Below are 19,952 nucleotides of genomic sequence, written 5' to 3' on the forward strand. Positions count from 1 at the left end.
CCCACTGGGCAGTGGATAGGCTTATGAACCTTCCGGCAACTGGAAGGTCAAGCGGAAAATTCGAACGCGACGCGTTCGTTCAGGGACGGGTCAGTCGATGAAGACGCCGACGCTTGCGGCGCGCCCCATGGCGTCAATCACGGTAAGCTTGGAATAGCCACCGCCATCCGGCATCCACTGGTTGGTCCTGCGGCGTGAGATGTCCGGCAGCGGCTTGCCGTTCGCAAGCCAGCGGAACGGTGCCCGCCCGCCTTGCAGCTTCAGCATCAGCGGCGAAAGCGCTCCTCCCTTGGCGCCGAGATCGACATGCGCGCCCTCCGGCGGGTAGACGATCTGCGGAGCCGGTTCACGGCCCGACGTTGCGAGAAGGCCGCTCGGATTGATCGCGAAGCGGCGCTGGCTGATCGGCAGCTGCGCCTGCGCGATCCGCACTGCGCCGGAAGGGGGGCGGGGCAGGGGCGTCGTCGCGAGACCGGATTTCGCGAAGCCCTCGAACAGGATCGGTGCGGCAGTGCCGTAGCCGGTCAGCCCAGGTACCGCGCCGTTGTCAGGTCGACCCACCCAGACGCCCAGCACATAACGACCGTCGTAACCCACCGACCACGCATCGCGATAGCCGTAGCTGGTGCCGGTCTTGTAGGCGATGCCGCGTTGCGGGGCGCCGGCTGGAGGAATGACGCCTGACAGGATATCCGTGATGTTCCAGACCGCCACCGGCTCCAGCAGCGCCTCGCCGTCGATCTTGCCGGGTTGGCTGAGCACGCCGTCTCCGATCCTGACGGGTTGGCCTCGGTTGGCAAGCGCGGTGTAGAGCTGAACGAGATCCTTCAGGGTAACGCCGACGCCACCAAGCCCGATCGCAAGTCCCGGCGTTTCGTTGGGCGGCAGAACGGGGCGCACTTCGGCCCTGCGGAACCGCACGAGGAGCTTGGCCGGATTGACGGCGTCCAGCAACTTGACCGCCGGAACGTTGAGCGAGAGCTGGAGCGCATCGCGGACCGTCACATCACCCTGGTAGCTCATGTCGAAATTCCGCGGCCGGTATCCGAAGAAATCGGCCGGCCGGTCTTCGATGATCGTCTCCTGGCTGACCAGACCTTCTTCGAAAGCAAGGCCATAGATGAACGGCTTGAGTGTCGACCCGGGCGAGCGATTGACACGCGTCATGTCGATCCAGCCGGAACGGCTTGCGTCGAAATAGTCGGCGGAGCCGACCTCGCCCACGATCTCGCCCGTCTGGGCATCCGCCATCACCATTGCCAGGGAGAGCTTCGGCCCGAGCTTGAGGGATGCGGCGCGGGCCACGCTTTCAAGACCCTCCTGCACGCGCTTCTTCAATGTCGTCTGGTGTGTCGAGACGCCGGGTTGCTTGCGCAGCGCCGCTTCCGCGACGTGGGCAGCGAGTGATGGTAGTTGCATCCGCCTTGCCGGAACGAGGACTGCCTCGGCGCGTTGCGCTTCGCCATCTCCGACGGCCTCGACGACCGTGGGACGCTCAAGCACGCGCTTGCGCGCTGTTTCAGCGGCCGCAAGGTTGCGATCGGGGCGGCGTTTCTCCGGCAATTGCGGAAGGGCAACCAGCAGGGCCGCCTGCGCCACCGTCAGGCGTTTTGGCTCCTTGCCAAAATAGGCAAGGCTTGCGGCGCGGACACCCTCCAGGTTGCCGCCATAAGGCGCATGGGTGAGATAGAGGTTGAGGATCTCTTGCTTGGATAACAGCCGCTCGATCTGTATTGCGCGTGCCACCTGCAACAGCTTTGCCGACAACGAGCGGCCTTGGCGCGGCTCGATCAACCTCGCCACCTGCATCGACAAGGTGGAGGCACCCGAGACGATACGACCGTTGGTGACAAGCTGGAACGCGGCGCGGCCGATGGCCCAGGGGTCGATGCCGCCGTGCTCGTAAAAACGCTGGTCCTCATAGGCAACCAGCATCTTCAAGAATTGCGGATCGACATCATCGACTGTCGTCTTCAACCGCCATCTGCCTTTTTCGGTCGCGAAGGCGCGCAGAAGCTCACCGTCCGCATCGAGCACTTCGGCCGAGACGCTGGCCGTGTCGAGCGGAGGCGGAAACGCCTTGTCCAGCACGAGGAGAGCAAAGACGACCGCGCCGGCGAGCAGGATGCCCGCCGTAGCTGCGATCGCGACTGTTCGCTTCCGTCTCATGGCTGTGCCGCCACGACCTCCATCTTGCCGGTCGCCGTGCGGGCCGAGAGTTGCGGCCGGTACATGTCCTCGACATTGGCGGCCGGATGATCGTAGACGCCGGGAGTAACGGCACGCACGACATAGGCGACGTTGATTTCGCGGTTGTCGTCCGCGCTGCGGTTGAATGCCGCCACGAAGCGGTCGTTGCGGAATTCGGTGTGTGCGGCCGAAACCTCGCCGATCCAGTCGAAATTCGTCAGCTGGGCACTATCGACTAGGCTCGGATTGTCGATCTGGAAACCGGCTGGCAGCAGGTCGGTTATGACGATGCGCGATGGCCATTGATTGCTCTCGGTCACATGCAGCACGACGACATAGCGTTCGTTCTGTTTGGCTTCCGTCACGTTCGCCTGTTCCCCATCGAGCGTGTAGTATGTCCGATCGATGGCAAAGCCGTCGCCGCCGGCAGGCAGTGGAACAGCAGGCGCCGCAACCGTCGTGACGACGGCAGACACCGCATCACCCGTCTGGTTGGTCAGCGTCAGGGGATGGCCCATCAATGCGTCACCGGTCATGCGCGCCATGTAGGCGCCGCTGTGCAGCGCACCGTTGACGTCGAGTTTCAGCGAGTCGTCGCCACCCTGGATCGCGCGGGCAGCAAGGAGCATCCATGCCTGCTCCTGCGTGCTCGTATACTTGCTGCGCTCCCATTCCTTTGCGACAGCCTTGGCAAGCTCCGGCACCACCGGCGGCACGGGCCGGCTTTCGGCGGCGAGCGCCAGGATCGCGGCGCCGTCGCGCAGAACCGAGCCATAGTCGGTGCGCGAGAGATTGACCCTCGTCACCATCGATTGCTGCGACATCTGCAACGCATCGACAAAGATGTTCTTGGAGCGCGTCGCGTCTCCATAAAGCGCAAGTGCTGCGGCTATGTGAGCCTTGGCGAGCGGCGTCGGGAAGTCGTTGATCATCGTATCCGCGTAGTAGCGGAGATCGCTGATTGCGGCCTTCTTGTTGCGGGCCAGCACATAGAGCGCATAGGCGATCTGATCGCCCTGGTCCTTGACGTTGACGTCGTAGCTCAGGGCATTCTGCAGATTTTCGAGCGCCTGGGCCAACGCGCGGTCCGGCACGTCGTACTTCTGTTCACGAGCACGCGTCAGGAAGTCGGTGACGTAGGAATCGAGCCAGAGATCTCCGCTATCGGGTCCCCAGAGACCGAAGCTGCCGGCCGAAGCCTGATAGGAGAGAACGCGGTAGATGGCATCCTGAACGCGTTTCTTGACATCCGCATCGTCCTCCAGCCCGGCTTGTTCTGCGAGTTCGCTGAGATAGAGCAGGGGCAGCGCCCGGCTGGTCGTCTGCTCCGCGCAACCGAAGGGATAGCGATCCAGCGACATCAGAAGCGCAGGGATGTCGAAGGCAGCCGAGCGGGTGACGCTGACGCTCACCGACGCGCCCGGCAGCACGCTGTCTGCCAGCAGCGCCTTGTCCACCGTCAGCTTCGCGCCTGGCTTTAGCGCAAGCACGCGCCGCTCCGTGACAGGCAGAACCGCAGGCCGAACGGGAACGTCGACCGACTGATCCAGAGAAAGCCCCGATGCGTCCGAGAGGTTGATTGAAACGCTGCCGTTGCCCGGCTGTAGGCCGGTGACGGCAAGCGTCAGCGCCGATTTGGCGCCAGCGTCCAGCCGGATCGTCTGCGCACCGTTGTCGACGCCAACGGCATCATTGCCGGTTACCGCGAGCTTGTATTCGCCGGCAGGCGCGTCGGTGTTGGCGATATCAAGTCGCAGCTGCGACTTGTCGCCGGGCGCCAGGAAGCGTGGCAGGCTGGCTGTCACGACAACAGGATCGCGGATGATCACATCGCGGGTTGCATGACCGACGCCCGATTTCGACCACGCCACTGCCATGAGGCGCGCGGTACCGTTGAATTGGGGAATGTCGAAGCTGACCTTCGCCTTGCCTTCGGCGTCGAGCTTGATAGGACCGGAGAAGAAGGCGACCAGTTTCTGGGTGGGCGGGCTCGCCTGCAACGCGATCGCTCCGCCGTCGCCGCCGGTTCTGAGCTTTCCGGTCGCGCCGAGGGAGCCATCGATCAGCCGGCCATAGAGATCACGGATTTCGAGACCGAGCTGTCGCTGGCCGAAATACCAATCCTCGGGGTTTGGCGGGTCGTAGCGCGTGAGATTGAGAATGCCGACATCGACTGCGGCAACCGTGACATAGGCATCCTCGTTGGCGCCCGCACCGGCAACCGCAAGGCTGATGGGAAGCGATCCGCGCGGAAGCATCTTTTCAGGCGCATCGATCTTCACCTGCAGGGCGCGATCGGCCGGATCGACCTTCAGCCATTTCACGCCAATGGCGCGCATCGGCATATGGCTGTCTTGTGCGTCGCCGGGCCGGAATAAGGTTGCGGTGACATAGGCACCGGCACCCCAGTCGGCGGTGACGGGAATATCCACCTCACCGCCCTTGTCGCCGATCGATGCGTTATGCACGGCGACGAGCGTCTCGGTTCCGGCGGCGATCATCAGCTCGCCGGCGTAGCGGGACGTAACCTTCAGCTTGGCGGTATCGCCGACCTTGTAGCTGTCCTTGTCGAGTGCGATTTCCAGGCCATCCGGCGTTTCGGTCGACGCCGCCTGCACGAACCAGCCGGCATCGAATTCGACGCTGGACGTCGGGCCGTCGGTATCGGTGCTTTCCACCTCAAGGCGGTAGCGCCCCCATTGTACCGCAGACGAGATCTTGGCGCCGTCCATGCTAGCGTCGACATTGCCGTTGCCGACCTGCTCGGCTGTATAGACCGGCTCATACTTCCATGCGGTGCCGTCGCGATACCACTGGTAGTCACGGTTGAGCTTGTAGAGCCTCCAGTGGAGGCCCTTCATGTCCTGCTTCTGGCCGTTGGCGCTGACGCCGATAACCGTGAAGTTTGCGAGCGAGTTTTCGCCGAGCTCAGTAAATTCCGGCTTGATGCCGATCATCGGTCCCTGGTTCTTGACCGGCAGGACAAGCGAGCGTTCGATGGCCCGACCGCCTGCCTCCTGCATGCGGATATAGACGGTCGCGTTGAGAAGCTGGGTTGTTGCCGGAAGGTCGCCAACGGTCAGCTCGGTAACACCCTCGCCATTTTCATCGAGACCCGGAAGCCCCTCGATCGACTGGCGCGTATCTTCGCTCGCCTCTTCATCCGCGAGGCCGAAGAAATAGCCGGGGAAGGCATCCGCCTGCCGCGTCGGCTTGATCACGACGTCGCCTTCGAGCGTGAGGCCGGCCGCCGGCGCGCCATAGAGATACTTGCCCGATATGTGGATCGTCGCCGGGGTATCTGGGCCGATCACCTTGGCTTCGGTCTTGATCTCCATATCGGTGCGATCAGGCACGAAATCGTCGACCAGGAAGCTCTTTGTCGCGATTGGCGACCCCTTGGGGTCGGTATGCACGTTCATCGTCCAGGTGCCGCGCATGGCATTGTCCTGGACGGCAAAATCGATGGTATATCCGCCAATGTTGCTGGTCTGGCTGACGATCCTGCGATCTTCGACACCGTCGGGGCGCAGGAAGATGAAGGTCAGCGGCAGGTTTTCGATCGCCTTGCCGTCCGTATCCCTGGCAAGGGCTGAGGCATGAACGGTTTCGCCGACGCGGTAGATGCCGCGCTCCGTCCAGGTCAGGACGTCGATTGCGCCAGGCGATGCGCGACCTGTGACACCGCGATCGGAAAGGTCGAAGCCCGCGCGCGTCATGTCGAGGAAGACATAATCCGAGGTGCCGTTTTTCGCGGTGATCACGGCCGGCGTCAGCGCCGCCGTGCCGCGAATGAGGCCGGCGGTGAAGATGGCGCGGCCATTGTCGTCGGTCGTTGCAGTCCCCAGCACCTCATTGTTTTTTGCAAGCAGCTGCAAGAAAACGCCCGCCATCGGCTTGGCGGTGGCAAGCGAACGGGCAAAGACATTCAGCCCATCCGTTCCAGCATAGGTTGTAACGCCGATGTCGGAGACCACGAACCATTGGGTTGCCTGGGAATTCCAGTCCTGATCGGGCGCATTGGGGGCTGTCGCGGTCAGCACATAGACCCCGGGCTTGCGCTCGGGCAGCGCCTCGTCCACCGGGAAACTGGTGACGACGTCCTTGTTGAGGTCATTGGCGATATCGATCGCGCCCTGCCAGACCAATTCACCACTCTCGTCCTGGATACGCTGGGCGCTATAGCCGTCGATCTGCGTCAGAAACTGCGAGCTGGTCAAAAGTGGCGCGATCCCACGATCGCCGATGCGGTAGAGCTTCAGATTGGCCGACGGCATGTTGACGGAAACGAGCGGGATCCCGCGGCGGGCGGTCGACGGCAGCACGAAGCTGTCGCCGGTGAAGCGTACGCTGGCGGTCCTATCCTTGACATAGATATCAAGGCTGACCGGCGCTTCCAGCACTTCGTCGACGGAGGAGGGGAGGCCCGTGCGGAAGGCAATCTTGTAGTTCTCGCCGTGCGTCAGGCCCTCGACGCAGATCTGCTTGTCCTTTGTTTCGAGGGCCTTCGGTGCAGCTCCGTTCAGCGTCACGAAAGGCGTATAGTCCGTCGTTTTGATCAATGTTTCAGAGAAGGTCACGCAGGCGCGGGGCGTTGCGCTATCGGCGTCGACAGTGTGTTCGGTAATCCGGAACCCCTGCGTTGCCTTCAGCTGCAGAAATGCCGCTTGCACATCCTTGGAACTGACGAGCGCCAGGCTCGCCTTGTAGGCATTGAGGGCAGCGCGATAATTCGTGTTCTTCTCGAGAGCCGCGGCGAGAACGGCAAGCGCATTGGCCCGGCTGCTGGTTGTCCGTGTCAGGTCGTAGCCGTTCACCGCATCCAATACGGCCTGGCCGTAGATGTCGCTGCCAGTGTTGTCGTCGGTCTTGACGAAGCTGTCGCCGGCTCGGGCGGTTTCCAGCCAAAGGTCGGCGTTGTCAGGGGTCAGGGCGAGCGCACTGCGGAAGGATTTCAAGGCATCGATGACGTTGCCGGAGGTCAGGTCGATCCGCGCATTGGCAATCAGGCTATCGGCTGATTTCCCCTGCTGGTCGTCGGCCACCTCAAGGTTTGCCTTGTCGTCGCGTGCCTGTTGCAGCACGTCGCCGGAGAGGAAGGTGATGCGGGGGGCAGCACCCAGATCCGGCTCCTGCTGGCCGGCCGTCTCGACGATCTTGCCGGCAATGGCGCCGGGGAAGGCGTTCATTGTCTTGAAGTCGGATTTCAGAAAGCACCACTGTACCTTCGGATTATAGGTAAAGGCCTTGCAGCTCTTGTCGCCGATGCAGGATGTCTTGCACTGGTCGAGCGTGACGTTTTGTTCCGTACGCAGATCGAAGCCGAAATAGTCGGCATCCTTGACGGTCTGGATCTCACGTTTGGCGTCCGCAGCAAAGACCGAATATCCCGCCGTCAAGGTTGAAAGAACAAGTGCAGAAATGGCGAAAAGCGAGCGTACAGACATAGGTTCCCCCCGGGATGCTGGCGCTGGATGCGGCCACTCTCGGGACTTCGCCTGACGTTGTCAACTCGCCACTTCGGCGACGTCGAAACTGTCACCGGGCATTTCTGGGTGGAACTGCGAGAGGGTCGGCGGAGCGCGCAGAATTAACAAAATGTTAATATTAACAGTGTCTTAACGGCGAATTATTTCGCCTCATGCTGGAACAATTCGATGTGCGGGTCGTTTCTCGCTGACAATATCTTGTCTGATACGGACATTCTCAAGTCGATGGAAACAAGGGACGTCTCATGGATAACAGTGTCACGCGTAATCCAACCAACATGATCGAAACCACGCATCGGGTGCTGATCGTTGAAGACGAACCACTGATTGCACTTGATCTCGAGGCAACAGTAGAGGCGTTGGGGCTGGAAGTGGCCGGACTTGCCGCCGGCAGGGAGCAGGCGTTACAGCTGGCGCCCGTCGCTGACATCGCTTTCGTCGATGTCAATCTGGCGGACGGACCGACCGGCCCAGATATTGGCCGAAGCCTCATTGAAGACTACGGCGTCACCGTCGTCTTCATGACCGGCAATCCCGAAGCGGTCATCCATCGATTGAATGGGGCGCTCGGTGTCGTGACCAAGCCGGTCATGCCATCGATTGTGGAACAGTCGCTGAGGCGCGCCATGGAAGCCCGCAGCGGCCTAGTATAACGCCAGGCCGCACAGGGACTGTGGTCGTCCCTACAATCAGTCAGATAACGCCGCTGAGCAGGCCAACGCCTGCAACGGCGGCAAGTCCGCTGGCCGTGCGAACCGCGATCATGCCATGGCGATCGCCAATCCGCGCAACGATGAAGCCAAGCGCAATGCCGGCGATGTGGAGGACCGCAGTCGCCAACATGAAGCCGATGGCATAGGCGATGCCGCCTGCTGCTGCAGGCATCTCCGCGCCATGCGCGTGGCCATGGAAAACCGCAAACAATCCGACCACCCCGGCTGCGATGGCAACCGGGGCCCGGATGCCGAGCGCAATCACGGCGCCAAGGACGATCACGGAAAGTGCAATGCCGGCTTCAACGAAGGGAAGGCCGACGCCGGCCATGCCGAGTGCGCCGCCGGCGGCCATCACCAGGACGAAGGTGGCAGGCACGAGCCAAAGGGCGCGGCCGCCAAGCTGGCAGGCAATGATGCCAACCATGATCATCGCCAGAACGTGATCGAGGCCAGACAGCGGATGGCTGAAACCATGGAAGAAGCCGGTCGTGCCACCAACGCCGGTATGGGCAAAGGCCAGCGAGGGAGCAAGGACGAGAGCCGCCAGCGCGGCATTGAATTTAATAGGTTTTGAAAACATGTGTGCCCCTTATCTATTTGCAGAATGTTGCCGGGAAAAATGCCACGGCGGCATGCTTCGATAAAGCAAAAAAGAGAGTGCCACCGTCATTTGACGTAGATGCGGCAGGGGCGTCATTGCCTGCTTCAGGTGGGCTGCAGCGTACCGAACCAAGCGACCAGCGCGACGATGCAAAAGCTAAGGAAGATTTCGGCTCGCGTTGCCCACGCCAGCGCTGTCAGCGATCGGCCACGCCCGAGCCGTGGGACGAAGACATATCGGTTGGCCAAGGCAAGGGCGATCATCAAGGCGACCAAGACCAGCTTGATGCAGAGCAGGCGCTGGTAGTCCAACGACCAGTCTAGCGGAAATCCGCCGACGATCAGGAATGTATTGGCGACGCCCGACAGCAGGACCAGCGCCACGGCGACATGGCCTGCTGTCGAGAACCGCATCAATGCGACGCGGGCATCGCGCTGGCGTTGCTCGTCATTGAGACTATGCAAGATGACAAGTACCGGCGCCAGCGCGCCGATCCAGGCCCCGGCGGCGAGCAGATGGACGGCATCGTTCAGGCGATGGACGGTTCGCAACCAGCCGCCGTTCATGGCCGCATGGCCGCTGATCGTCAGTCCGGCGAGCAGGAGGCCGGCGCACAGAGCGCGACCGCCAAGGCGGTATCGTGCCGGAGAAGCGAACATGACGATTAGAAGCAGCGCAGTGAGCGTAGCCTGGATAATCCACGCCTGGCCGATGCTGGTCTCCAGCAGGGTGGATTGCAGCAGTTCGGGTGACAGCGCATCCGGCCATCCCTCGCCGATCGTTGCCGTGCGCACGGGAATGAGCACAGCGGTGGTTGCTGCCAAGAGGACGACCGCAACCCTGATCGGGGCGCCAAGCCGCCGATCCGTCCACCGCGCCAGTTCCGCCGGCACAAGGGCCGACAGATAGGCCGACGCGCCCCACAGGAACAGGGCGGCGCCGTCGAAGAGAAAACGGCAGAGGATCAGGGCGACGTCGGGTTTCACGGCTTGACGTTGAAGCTGTAGCTGCCGCTTGTCTTATGGCCATCCGTCGACAGAACATGCCACTCGACGGTGTATGTTCCTGCGGGAAGCGCGGCGGAAACGGGAACGACCAGCGTCTTGCCGCTGTCCGTCAGCTTGGCATTGCCGGTCTTTGCTTCCGCCTTGTCTGCGCCGATGATCTTTATCCCGGAAAACTTGAGATTGAGCTCTTCGGAAAAGTGAAGATCGATCTCGGTTGGGGAGGTCCCAACTGTCGCTCCATCGGTCGGGACGCTGGCGGAAAGGTGGGCATGCGCCGTGGCCTGTCCTGACATGAGGAGGGCCGCTGCAAACGAGGTGGCGAGAAACCAATGAGATTTCGACATGTGAATACTTCTCTCTGTCTTTTCGAATTGAACGGGGGCGATGGAATTTACTGCGGCTTGGACATATCCATGGTGCCCATGTCGGAATGTGCGCTGGTAGCGCCTGAGTTGGCACCGCCGGCACTGCCGACTGCGAACTCGACATCGACAGAACCGGCCTTTTCGAAGGTCAGCGTCGCCTTGACCATTTCGCCTTCCTTGAAGGGCTGGGCCACATCCATGAACATGATGTGGTAGCCGCCCGGCTTCAGCTCGACGGTCTGGCCGGCAGGAATGACGAGGCCGCCTGCCACCGGGCGCATCGTCATGACACCGTTGTTCACGCTCATCTGGTGGACCTCAGCCGACTGTGCCCGCTCTGTCGTGATGCTGAGCAACTTGTCGTCAGTGGTCCCTGTGTTGGTCAGCTTCAGATATCCGCCGCCAACCTTGGCGCCGGGCACCATGGCGCGGGCGTGGGGGTGGCCGATTTCGATGTCGCCGATCTTGAAGCCGTGCGCATTGGCGAAGGTGGCAAGCAGGCCCGCAAAGAGGATGCCTGCGAGAAGAGTTGCGAGCTTTTTCATAGTGGTGTTCCCTGAAAGGCAATTTTTATGAAATGGGACGAGCGCAGGCGCGACGCGACGGCGCGTTGAGAGGCGTCTCGGCCTCGTGGAAAACCGTTCATGGATCTGATCCGTAGCGAGCCGCCGACGAAACCGCGGCAGCTATCGACAAAAGGCACGACGACCGCGGTCGGAATGCCGGTTCACGCAGATGCGGAATCGTGTGGAGGTGCTCGGGGGCCCTTGCTCGGCGCAAAAAGCCGTCTTTCGAAAGCGGCCGCCGCATAGGGAGCTTGGACAACCCCTTCCAGCCGAAGTCGCTCATTGCCGATGTCGGCAGGCGTGGGAAGCAGCACCGACGCGCCGATGCGGCAAGCCTCGCAGCCCGGCGCATGCATCTTGTGGTGTGTCTGAGTATCGACCGCCTTTTCGGCGAGGCACAGGATGGGAAGCGTGCCGTCCGGCAGGACATATTCCGCAAATTCGGCGGCGGCGAAGGTCGTAGCGCCAAAGCCCGGCGCTTTGTGCGCAAAACCAACGAACAGCAGTGCGATGACGCAGGTCATGCGCACCAGCCACTGAACAATCGTCGCGTTTCTAGCCTTCACCGGGTTCCCGCCCATTTCCGATGAATGCGGTTCTACGGAAATTTCGGGCAGATCTCAATGCGGCATCATGCGCCTGCTCGACAAATCATTCACATGACAGCGGCAAAGAGGTGGCCGGCGACCTTGGAGATCATCAATCCCGCCGCATAGCCGACTGGCCATACAAGGAGGACACCGATTTCGAACATCCAGTTGTTCAGCTTGTGGCGCATGTTGAAGAACAGGATGAGCGGCACGGTCGGCAGCGTATAGAGGGCAATTGCCCACAGGGCCCCCTGGAAATCGAAGAGCCAGTAGCAGAGCGGCACCACCGTGAACAGCAGCCCAGCCTTGACACAGTTGAGGATGCCGACGTTACGGGGTTCTCCGACTGCAATGTAGACCGACGTCATGATGCCAAACCGCGCCATGAGCAGGCTGAACGACAGGATCTGCAGCATCGATCCAGCCGCCGCATATCGATGATCGTAAAGGATATCGATGATCGTCTGTCCGCAGCCAAAGAGCAGTCCGGCGCAGCCGATGTAGAAGATGTCGAAAGGCGCTCGCAGTCGAAGATAGGCGCTGCGCAGCCGCTCGGGCCTTTCTCGTGCGATCTTGCTCAGGGTAGGCGTGCCGACTGCCCCGTATAGGCGTCCACCGATACCCTCGATCATTCCCACGAGATTGAGGGCAAGGCCATAGAGACCGAATGTCGTCGAGCTTGCCCAGTTGCCGAGCAGGATGCGGTCGCCATTGGCCGAAAACACGGTGAAGAAGGACGAGAACATGATCCAGCGGCCAAATAGGAAGATTTCTCGCGCATCTTCGCGATCCATCCGGAAACTGTTCCGAGGGCCGGGAATCCAGGTGTGGCTAAGAATAGCTCCGAGGAGCGAGGAGACAAGGCTGGAAATGACGACAGCCCAAACGGATTGGGTAAGCCATGCGAGCAGCACCGCAGTCACGATGCCGACTGCCTGGCAGATCAATTCGATCTTCGTCAGTCGGCTGAGGCCGAGATTGCGCTGATGCGAAATGTAGTTGGTCGACTGGAAGCCCGATATGGCGAAACCCAGCCCCGAGCCAATGATGATCAGGGGCAATTGCGGGTTTGCATATACTGAATGCGCCGCGACCCAGCCTCGCGATGCTATATAGCCGATGCCGAAACCGATCAGGATGCTGACGAACCAAATCAGGAAGCCCCTTACGATCTGGATGGTCCAAGCGGTGTCGAGAAATCGCTGAAGCTCGCCTTTGGGACTGCGGATAACGGCCTGGTGAAGACCTATGTCTGACAGGAGCGCGACAAGCACTGATACCATGGTGGCAACGGCGGCGAGACCAAACAGATCAGGTGCGAGCACACGCGTCAGAAGCAGATTGCCGGCAATGCGGAGTACCTGACCGGCGGCATATCCGCCCATCGACCAACTGGCAGCGGTCAGCACCAGTTTGCGAATACCGACCCCACTCGTGGTCGGTGGCGGTGCCGCGGCGTCCTCGGCGTCAGACGATTCTGGCTGGCGCCTTACGCGATAGATAGGTATCGCCTGCTCAAGGGCCCGTGCCAGTCGGGCTGTTATGGCCAGCGTCATTGACGTGATCCGCGCTTTAAAAAGTAGGACTTGCGCAAACCCGCATTCGGGTTCGTTTCGCTTGGTGTATTCCGGTCCGGAGCTCCGGCCTGGCCCCTGGTGAACTCAGCAAGCCGGCGGGCATGATGACAGGTCATGCCGACACGGCCTGCCGGCGCCAGCGAGACGGAGCACTCGCACGAGCGGGTGTTGCCTCACCCATGCCTTTTGATTGCAGCCCGTTATCGCAGTTCAGTGCTTTCCGCATCCAGGCCGAGAGCACGCTCGCGTTCGGTTGCAGCACCATGTTGTTGTGGTCACCAGGCACCTCGACGATCGTCAGGTCCGCGAGGAGCGGTGACCAGCCATTGTCGGGCAGGATGATGTCACGATTTTCAAGCAGGTGGCGTCCTCCGCTCAGATGATAAAAGGCTGCAGGCTTGGGCCTGAGCAAGGTGACTTGTCCTGCGTACGGATGCAACTGGTAACGACGCAAAGCTCCACGGAAGGCAACTTCGATCCTCTCGTTGTTGAAGTGATCGGCCTGCCCCTGTTCATGAATGACTTCATTCCCGCGTCGCTTTTTCCTGCCCACCTCCACGTGGTCACCTATCCATTTTCTCAGGTAGGCGCTCTTGTGGCGCTGCAGGTCCTGAAATTTCATCATCAGTCGGTCCTGGAACGACAGCCTAGGCTGGGTCGGCAACGGCGTGTCGATCATCACAAGCTTGGCAACTTCCTGACCATCAGCCTGGAGTTGGCGAGCAATTTCGTAGGCGGCGATGCCGCCGCCGGAATATCCGGCCAGAAGATAAGGGCCCTCCGGCTGGACAGTGCGTATTTCGGCTATGTAGTCGCGTGCCATCTCTTCGAACGTTTCGTGAGGTTGCTGGTCACCGTAGAGGCCGCGGGCCTGCAAGCCATAGACCGGACGATCCTGACCTAAAGCCAATGCCAGATGCCGAAGATTGAGGACGTTTCCGAACATGCCGGCGCAGATGAAGACGGGACGACTGCTTCGAGATTTTCCGTCCGACATCAATACCAGGTGCGTCGCCTTGAAAGGTGTATCGCCCTGGCCACCCTCTGCTGTCACCTGGTCAGATGGACTGACCTGATCCTGAATGAGTGCTGCGCATTTGGAAATGGTTGGCGCTTCGAATAGTGCGGAGATCGGGAAATCGACGGCAAAGTCTTTCTTGATCATGCGGAACAGTCGCACGGCAATAAGAGAGTGGCCGCCTAGGTCGAAGAAATTGTCGTGAATGCCGACTTTGGAGACGCCAAGCAACGTCTTCCAGTAATCGGCAATCGCGGTCTCGACCGGATTGCGTGGCTCGACAAATTCGGTGTCGAGATCGGGTCGCTCAAATCCGTCGTCAGTTCTCGGCGGCTCCTCGACGGCTGCTTCAGCCGCAAACTTGCGCAGTGCCTCCAGATCCATCGAGCTGATGATGGGTTGTGTTTGGCCCGTCGCAAGTGCGCGAAGCAGAGCGTCGAATCCCTCTTGCGGGCGAATCCCGTTTTGAACCTGCCTGGCGAAGCGGATCTGTGCAGGCGAGGACGGCTCGGTGGTATAGGTCTCCACCGGTGATGGCTCGGAGACTGCCGGCATCTGGTTGAGGCTGAGATCGTCGTTCAGCTGTTTCATGACAAACCGGCTGATGTCCAGCACGACGGTGCCGTCGGCATCTGTGATCGTTATGTCGAAGGCCGCGTAACCTTCGCCGAACTCCGAACTGTCGACGAGCCTTGCCCAACTGACGATCCGGCTCGGCAGCGGCCCGTAAACCGTCAGCGATCCGTATTCGACCGGTGCCCAGAGCACGGATTGAGATCCGTATGCGTCCGCAAGTCCGATCGCAAAACCGGTTGCGATATCGAGGAGCGCCGGGTGAGCAATGAAGCCGTCTTCGAGGTCCTGCTTCCCTTCCGCGTTCAATTCGAGTTCGGCGATCGCCTCTGCGTCGCCGATTGCGATGGACTTGAGCACGCTCCAGCGGGGGCCAAATCGGATATGGTCTTCCTGCGCCGTGCGCAGAGTCTTTTCCGTTTCCGCATGGCGCCGCTGCGGGCACCGCGCCTCGATAGACGGAATATCCAGCCTCCCGATGCTCGCAGGATCTCGCGATCCGAAGCTTCCTTCGGCATGTTCTTCAAAGGAGGAGACGCGTTCTCCGGTTGACACGGCCGACTGTACCATGACGCGATAGCCCCAACCGGCTGGTTCAAGCCGTGCGCGGACGATGCGGGGTTTTCCCGCCGAGACCGTCAATGGCCGCACGAATTGGACGTCATCAAGCGTTAGCGGCTGCTCGACGCCATATTCGCGCGCCACCTGCAGCATCATTTCCACAAAGCCGGTACCAGGCATGACCGGCTGGCCGGAAACCAGTCGGTGCTCATCCAGCATCCAATGGTCGTCCCTGATCGTGGTTTCGAGCCACGGAGTACCGTCTTCGTCCTCCACCCATTGCTGGAACAACGGGCCACTGGCGGAACCTGACAAAGCCTCGACGTCGCTACGTCGTTTTGTGGCCGTCGCCCGTGCAGCCAGGCCGACATCTGCCCATACGCCCCAGTGAACAGCGATGGTCTTACGGTCTTTCCTGGAAGCGCAGCTCTCCGCGAAGGCGTTCAGGTAGGCGTTGGCCGCCACATAATCCGCCTGACCTGCGGGCGCGGTGTCCGTGCTGGTCGATGAAAACAGGATGAGGAAGTCGAGCGGTACATCGGCCAATGCCTCGTTCAGCACCGCGGTTCCCAAAGTTTTTGGCGCGAGAACCCGCTCGATGCTGTCTTCGGTCTTTAGCTGCATGAGGTCGTCATCGACGACACCTGCCGTGTGGAACACGCCGTCAATACTACCAAACTGCGCACGTGCGCTGGATACGGCATCCCTTATCGCCTGTGGGTTGCTGACATCCGCGACAAGATAGAGCACGGCGGTGCCGAGTTCTTCAAGCTTGCGTATTGCCGAGATCGCCCGGCGAACGGCGTCATGCCCATGGAGCCTTTCATAGGCAATCCACTCGTCGCGTGCTGGCAGTTCTGTGCGGCCGATGAGAACGAGTTTGGCGCCATAGCGCTTAGCCAGTTGCTGTGCCGTATCAAGTGCAAGTTCACCAAGACCACCGGTGAACATGTAGACGCCACCCTGTTTCAGCATCGCCTGATCGCCCGATAGGTCGTTCAGGGGCAGCCTTTTGTAGGTGCGGGTCCACCTACGCCCGTTGCGGTAGGCAACAGTCTCGGAGGAGGGCGCGGCGAGGATATCTTCCCACAGCTGCTGGTGGAGCTCGTCGAAACTCGTGTCTGGAGCCATTGCTTTCGTACCCGACGAAAACAGCGATGCCAGTGGTTTTGCCTTCGGCGAAACGGTAGGGAGAACCACGTCGACCAGCCGGACGGTTGATCCTGCCATTTCTTTTGGCAAGACCAGGGATGGACCAAGCACGGTGCTTTTTTCGGGATAGGGCACGGCCTCGTCGAACACCCGCTGCATGCCGTTCGTCGCCACGATCAGATTGAGCTTCGACACGTCACCGCTGTCGCCGATGGCCTGGGCGAGATGGAGAACGCTGTAGAAACCGCATTCCTGGTTTCGGTGGAAGAAGTTCGACCCTGGACGGAAGGTCTCTTTGCTCGTGACAAGCCACATGTGCAAGATGTCAGAGGGAAGGGCGCCGTCCGTTGTGAGAGACTGAAGCAGCGCCGCATAGCCGGGTTTTCCGAGCTCCGGGCACAGGATGTAGTCGTCTTCGCTCCGTCGCAGGAAGGTGTCGCCATTGGACACGGTGACGACACGATGACCGGCCGCGCGCAGCCGCGCGACAAGGCCCTGGCTTACGCCGGCTTCATCGACGAAGACCAGCCAGGTCCGGCTGCGCTGTTCGGCGCCGAGCGTGTAGTCGGCAAGCGATTGCTTCCAGCTGGGCTTGTATCCCCAGTCCTCGATGTTGACCTGCTTGGCGGGTACGTCGTCCACCACAGGTGCTGAACTGGTCTCGACGCGATCGAGGAAGTATCTCTGCTGCTGGAACGCGTAGGTCGGGATCGTGACACGCCGCGGGTTTTTTCCTTCCCACAGCCGATCGATGCTGACCGGAAGGCCGGTTGCCCACGCACGACCGATCGCGGCCAGAACATGAAGATTGTCATCAAACGTGTCTTCGACGTGGGGCAGACTGTTGATCACCCGGTTCGGCTCGATGCCGCCTTGCTGCTTCAAAAGCGAGGAGAGCGTCTTGCCGGGACCGACATCGATGTAGATGCGTCTGGGCGTCTGGGCCAGAACAGAGGCTCCCTCCGAGAACAGGACGGTTGAACGCAGATGGTTGACCCAGTAGTCGGGATCGGTGGCCTCCGCTGCCGTCAGCCAGTTGCCGCTCCGATTGGATATGATGGGGATCAACGGAGTGCGCAGCGTGATTGTCTGCAGGAAACTGCGGAACCGCGGAAGGATCGCATCAAGCATTCTCGAATGGGCGGCGATGTCGATCGGAACGCGCTTGGCATCGATCCCGCGTGCGCCAAGCGCCTTCTCGAAAGCGTCGAGATCATTGTTGCGTCCGGAGACGACACACAGCTCCGGCGCATTGATGGATGCGATATCAAGCTCCGGCGGCAAGATCTCCTTGAGAGCCTGAGGCGCAATCGAGACGCTCAGCATGCCGCCCGGCTCGACCGTGTCGAAGAGTTCGCCACGTAGGCGGACGAGCGCGACGGCGTCCTGGAAGCTCATTACGCCGGAAATGCAGGCTGCCGCGTTTTCGCCCATAGAATGGCCGATGAGCGCGGTAGGCCGGATACCCCAGCGCATCCACAAACGCGCCATTGCGACTTCGAGAATGAGGATGGCGGGCAGTTGCACCGATGGACGCAGGAACCGGGCGCTGGCCGCCGCAAAATCTTGAGGTGAGGCAAACCAGATCGAGCGGATTTCGTCGGCCGCATCCCTCGGCAAATAGGATAATCCTTCGTCGACCGACGCACGAAACTGGGCGTCGGTCTTGTAAAGATTGGCGCCCATGCCGGGATGCTGGATTCCGCCGCCTGGAAAGACGAATGTGGCCTCCGGCCGGTCAGCGACCGGCGCGTGCACGAAGGCTCGGGTGGAGTCGATCTTTGAGAGGGCCGCCAGTGCGTCATCCCTGCCCGACACGGCAAGCACAAGCCTGTGCTCGAAGTGCTTTCGTCCGTTGAGCAACGTATAGGCGGTATCCGAAAGCGACAGGTGCGGATTCTCGCCGATTGCGTCGGATAGGTTCTGCGCAGCCCGCGCCAAACCCTTCTTCTGGCGCGAGGAAAGCAGAAGAAGCAGGGGCTCCTCGCTGGTATTGTTGTTGGCGCGGCGTGTTTCGGGTGGTGCCTCCTGCAGGATTGCGTGGGCATTGGTGCCACCGACGCCAAGGGAGTTCACCGCTGCCCTGCGCGGGCCGCCTTCTGATGGCCATCGGACCAGGCGGTCAGCAACGACAAATGGCGTGTTGCCGATATCGAGCGCCTCATTGGGTTCCTCGAAGCCTACGGTCGGCGGGATTTCTCCGTGTTTCAGCGCCAATGATGCCTTGATCAAGCCGACGACACCGGCCGCAGTATCCAGATGCCCGATGTTCGACTTGACCGAACCGATGCGGCAATAGCCGTTGCGGGCGCTGGTTTGCCTGAAGGCCTCGGTCAGTGCTCTTATTTCAATCGGGTCGCCGAGCGGCGTCCCGGTGCCGTGGCATTCGACATAGCCGATCGAGTCGGCCGATACGCCTGCCAGCCCCTGTGCTTCGATGATCGCTTCCGCCTGGCCGGTTACGCTCGGCGCCAGATAGCTGGCCTTGCTTGCGCCGTCGTTGTTGACCGCAGTTCCCTTGATGATCGCATGAATAATATCGCCGTCGCGGATTGCATCGGATGCACGGCGCAGCGCTACGACGCCAACGCCGCTACCGAAAACAGTGCCGGCGGCGCGATGGTCGAACGGCCTGCAGTGGCCATCCGGCGACAGTATTTCGCCAGGCTGGAAGATGTAGCCGCGACGATGGGGAAATTCGATGGTCACGCCGCCGGCAAGGGCCATGTCGCATTCGCCGCTGAGCAGGCTCTGGCATGCGTAGTGCACCGCGACCAGAGAGGTCGAGCAGGCCGTCTGGATGTTGACACTGGGGCCATGAAGGTTGAGCGCAAACGATGTGCGCGTAGCGAGGAAATCCTTGTCGTTGCCGGTATGGCGCAGCAGGAACATGCCGACCTGATCGACCAGCTGCTTGTTGCTGCAGACATTGAAGTAGAAGTAGCTGCCCATCCCGCTGCCGGCAAAGACCCCGACCGGGCCGTCGCTGCTATCAGGCGTAATCCCGGCATCTTCCATCGCTTCCCATGTACACTCGAGAAAGTGGCGGTGCTGCGGGTCCATGATGGCAGCTTCTTTGGGGCTCATCCCAAAGAATTCGGCATCGAACATCTCCATGTCGGGAAGGTCAGCAGTTCGCCTGACGTAATTTGGATGGTGTAGCTTCGCGGCTGGTTCTCCCGATGATTTCAGTTCCTCATCGGAAATATCTCGAACAGATTCAACGCCGTTGCGAATGTTAGACCAGAATTCGCCAATGTTGCGAGCGCCGGGCACTCTAAGTGCCATGCCAACAATTGCGATATCGTTGCTGCCGACTTCTTCAGATTTATCTAACATCCCGAACTCTATTTAAACGATATACATCGAAATGCTTTGGTGTTGCTTACCAAGACTTGAGTGTTGGCGCAATCACCATATCCCATTGTGCTCGCGCGGGCAGACAAGCTCAATTACGCCTTTAGGGTATGCCCTTAGATATTCTATGCAAATTAAGACTAAATTGCCTTGTTGATTTATTGCGTGCAGGATTGAAGTATAACAATGA

At 60.8% G+C, this 19,952-nt stretch carries 10 protein-coding genes; 1 reads left to right on the top strand and 9 read right to left on the bottom strand.

Annotation, left to right across the window (positions count from 1 at the left end):
* Positions 1–90 precede the first annotated feature (90 nt).
* Entirely contained in the window at positions 91–2,169 is a 2,079-nt protein-coding gene (gene pbpC, locus A6U87_RS19170; protein ID WP_065692870.1) for a penicillin-binding protein 1C, read from the bottom strand.
* Positions 2,166–7,637, bottom strand: coding sequence for an alpha-2-macroglobulin family protein (locus A6U87_RS19175; RefSeq protein ID WP_065692871.1), 5,472 nt, complete (start codon positions 7,635–7,637; stop codon positions 2,166–2,168). The genes pbpC and A6U87_RS19175 overlap by 4 nt, the downstream gene beginning before the upstream one ends.
* Before the next feature lie 287 nt (positions 7,638–7,924).
* On the opposite strand from A6U87_RS19175, the gene A6U87_RS19180 reads away from it, so the two are divergent.
* Positions 7,925–8,332, top strand: a complete 408-nt coding sequence (locus tag A6U87_RS19180) for a response regulator (protein ID WP_065692872.1) — start codon at positions 7,925–7,927, stop codon at positions 8,330–8,332.
* Between the two features lie 40 nt (positions 8,333–8,372).
* Here the strand turns inward: A6U87_RS19180 and A6U87_RS19185 are convergent, their stop codons facing one another.
* The 7 genes from A6U87_RS19185 to A6U87_RS19215 all read right to left on the bottom strand — a co-directional run bounded on the left by A6U87_RS19185 (position 8,373) and on the right by A6U87_RS19215 (position 19,744).
* Positions 8,373–8,975 (bottom strand): HupE/UreJ family protein, encoded by a 603-nt coding sequence (locus A6U87_RS19185; protein WP_065692873.1) that lies wholly within the window; start codon positions 8,973–8,975, stop codon positions 8,373–8,375.
* Between the two features lie 125 nt (positions 8,976–9,100).
* Entirely contained in the window at positions 9,101–9,982 is an 882-nt protein-coding gene (gene copD, locus A6U87_RS19190; protein WP_065692874.1) for a copper homeostasis membrane protein CopD, read from the bottom strand.
* Positions 9,979–10,347 carry a copper homeostasis periplasmic binding protein CopC gene (copC, locus tag A6U87_RS19195; protein WP_065692875.1) on the bottom strand — a complete coding sequence of 123 codons (369 nt, stop codon included), beginning with the start codon at positions 10,345–10,347 and terminating at the stop codon, positions 9,979–9,981. Before copC ends, copD begins: the two co-directional genes overlap by 4 nt.
* A 47-nt stretch (positions 10,348–10,394) precedes the next feature.
* A complete protein-coding gene (locus A6U87_RS19200; RefSeq protein WP_065692876.1) occupies positions 10,395–10,913 on the bottom strand; it encodes a copper chaperone PCu(A)C in 519 nt (172 codons plus the stop codon).
* Between the two features lie 182 nt (positions 10,914–11,095).
* Complete coding sequence (locus A6U87_RS19205; RefSeq protein WP_141683997.1) at positions 11,096–11,500, bottom strand: hypothetical protein; 405 nt, start codon at positions 11,498–11,500, stop codon at positions 11,096–11,098.
* Positions 11,501–11,589: 89 nt separating this feature from the next.
* Positions 11,590–13,080: an oligosaccharide flippase family protein gene (locus A6U87_RS19210; protein ID WP_244499531.1), complete on the bottom strand. Its 1,491-nt coding sequence runs from the start codon at positions 13,078–13,080 to the stop codon at positions 11,590–11,592.
* A 133-nt stretch (positions 13,081–13,213) separates the two neighbouring features.
* The gene (locus A6U87_RS19215; protein ID WP_083199561.1) at positions 13,214–19,744 is read right to left on the bottom strand and encodes a type I polyketide synthase; all 6,531 of its coding nucleotides are present in this window, start codon (positions 19,742–19,744) and stop codon (positions 13,214–13,216) included.
* Positions 19,745–19,952 lie beyond the last annotated feature (208 nt).

The sequence above is a fragment of the Rhizobium sp. AC44/96 genome, assembly GCF_001692185.1.
GTDB lineage: Bacteria > Pseudomonadota > Alphaproteobacteria > Rhizobiales > Rhizobiaceae > Rhizobium.

What these genes read in the sequence shown, in the direction of transcription:
- A6U87_RS19210 (WP_244499531.1), bottom strand. Translation starts at nt 13,080, where the DNA reads ATGACGCTGGCCATAACAGCCCGACTGGCACGGGCCCTTGAGCAGGCG.
- A6U87_RS19215 (WP_083199561.1), bottom strand. Translation starts at nt 19,744, where the DNA reads ATGTTAGATAAATCTGAAGAAGTCGGCAGCAACGATATCGCAATTGTT.
- A6U87_RS19175 (WP_065692871.1), bottom strand. Translation starts at nt 7,637, where the DNA reads ATGTCTGTACGCTCGCTTTTCGCCATTTCTGCACTTGTTCTTTCAACC.
- copC (WP_065692875.1), bottom strand. Translation starts at nt 10,347, where the DNA reads ATGTCGAAATCTCATTGGTTTCTCGCCACCTCGTTTGCAGCGGCCCTC.
- A6U87_RS19185 (WP_065692873.1), bottom strand. Translation starts at nt 8,975, where the DNA reads ATGTTTTCAAAACCTATTAAATTCAATGCCGCGCTGGCGGCTCTCGTC.
- pbpC (WP_065692870.1), bottom strand. Translation starts at nt 2,169, where the DNA reads ATGAGACGGAAGCGAACAGTCGCGATCGCAGCTACGGCGGGCATCCTG.
- A6U87_RS19200 (WP_065692876.1), bottom strand. Translation starts at nt 10,913, where the DNA reads ATGAAAAAGCTCGCAACTCTTCTCGCAGGCATCCTCTTTGCGGGCCTG.
- A6U87_RS19180 (WP_065692872.1), top strand. Translation starts at nt 7,925, where the DNA reads ATGGATAACAGTGTCACGCGTAATCCAACCAACATGATCGAAACCACG.